1 pseudogene is annotated in these 317 nt (G+C 61.2%); it reads left to right on the forward strand.

Features of this window, described 5'->3' with window-relative positions:
- A pseudogene (locus MUB46_RS24515) lies at positions 1-317 on the forward strand (hypothetical protein); the annotation flags it as partial.

The following is a 317-nucleotide window of genomic DNA, read 5'->3' on the forward strand; positions in this document are numbered from 1 at the left end:
TCCACGGCGATCCTGGACGCGGTTCGCGAGGTCAAACCGCCGTTCTCGCCTGAGGCCGTGGTTGATGAATTCGCCGGGCTTATGAGGCGCTACCGGATTTCGTCGGTCCAGGGCGACCGCTACGGCGGCGAATGGGTTCAGGAACAGTTTCGCAAGGCTGGCATCTACTACGAACCGTCGGAGAAGCCGAAGAACGGCATCTATCTCGACCTGCTTCCGCTGCTGAACTCCGGCGCCGTCGACCTGCTCGATAACGACACGCTGAAACATCAACTCGCGAGCCTTGAACGCACCGTCATCAAGGGCAGCGGTGCGGA

The organism is Microbaculum marinisediminis (assembly GCF_025397915.1).
In the GTDB taxonomy this organism is placed as follows: domain Bacteria; phylum Pseudomonadota; class Alphaproteobacteria; order Rhizobiales; family Tepidamorphaceae; genus Microbaculum; species Microbaculum marinisediminis.